Annotated in this window: 1 protein-coding gene and 1 pseudogene; one reads left to right on the top strand and one right to left on the bottom strand. The window is 75.9% G+C overall.

Annotated features, from left to right (window positions below):
* Window positions 1–503 (top strand): annotated as a pseudogene (locus B207_RS0106785) (hypothetical protein); the annotation flags it as partial.
* A gap of 89 nt (window positions 504–592) precedes the next feature.
* Here the strand turns inward: B207_RS0106785 and B207_RS32895 are convergent.
* Window positions 593–1,149: DUF3560 domain-containing protein (locus B207_RS32895; RefSeq protein ID WP_018635769.1), on the bottom strand; the 557-nt coding region annotated here is incomplete at its 5' end.

Below are 1,149 nucleotides of genomic sequence, written 5' to 3'. Positions count from 1 at the left end.
TCACCGCCGCCGGACCCGACGCCCTGACCGGTCCGGCGGGCGGATGGGTGCCCACGATGGCGCTCTGGCCGGTCGCCGCCTTCGGTCTGGTCGCCGGACTCAAAGCCACCCGACCCACCCGACCGGCACCGGCGATGAGCACCACCCCGCCCGTCGGACCGGACCGACCGCCCGCTGACCGGACACCCACCGACCCCCACCGGACCGACCGGACCGACCGGAGCGACCGGACCGAGGAGACCGGGCCGTGCTGTGCCGATCGGGCTGAGGGCGGTGGGGAGACCGGGCCGCGACCGCCAGGTGTGCCGGCTGAACTTCTCGCGGCCGGTCGGGCGGTCGCGGTGGACCTGGCCCGCCAGGGCCGACCGGTCACCCGGACCGCGCTGGCCCGTGGTGTCCGCCAACGCGGGCACCGCTGCTCCACCGACCGGGCCGCACTCCTTCTCGCCGCGGTCCGTGCTGACCCGCCAGCGCACTCCGCGGCCGGACCGCCCGCTCCCTGACCTGGCCCCGGTGGTGCGACCGCCCGACGAGCGATGGCCCGCCTCTGCGGTTTCCGGCGAGGCGGGCCATCGGCGTGGGGTGACGGGGGTCAGGGGCGGGGTCGGTGGTCGCTGACCTTGTCGTAGGGGAGCCGCCAGGTCTCTCCTTCCAGGTCCCAGTGCGGGATCGTCAGGGAGCGGGCGTTGACACGCAGGACCTGATGCCAGCCCCCGAACGCGGCCTGCACCAGGTCCCCGGCCTGGAAGTTGGCGGGCCGCCAGACCTTCACCCCGGCCGTTTCCTGCTCGGTGACGTACCGGGCCCAGTGGGCGATCTCTGCGGCCCGTTGGGTGATGTCCGCCTCGATGCGGGCCTTCCAGTGGGGGTGGGGCGGCGGGCCACCGTCGGCGGTTCGCTGCTCCGCCGCCTGCAGGGCGCGGGTGTCCGCACCCTGCGCCGCCTCCAGGGACGTGAGGCGACGCAGGGCGGCCGGGACATCGAGGCGGCTCTGCGCGTAGCAGGCAGCGGCGGCGGCTTTGCCGGCGTGGTAGTCGGCGGTTGTGGTGGCGGTGCTGGCGGCGTCGTCGTGCCGGTCGGCGCGCGCCAGATCGCGCCGGTGGCCGGGCTCGGAGTGGTGACCGGGCAGGACACGCTGCCCGAGCGGGA

It is taken from the genome of Parafrankia elaeagni (assembly GCF_000374165.1).
Lineage (GTDB): Bacteria > Actinomycetota > Actinomycetes > Frankiales > Frankiaceae > Parafrankia > Parafrankia elaeagni.
Note: the sequence above shows the minus strand (reverse complement) of the source record. Positions and strands in the feature narration are given on the sequence as shown.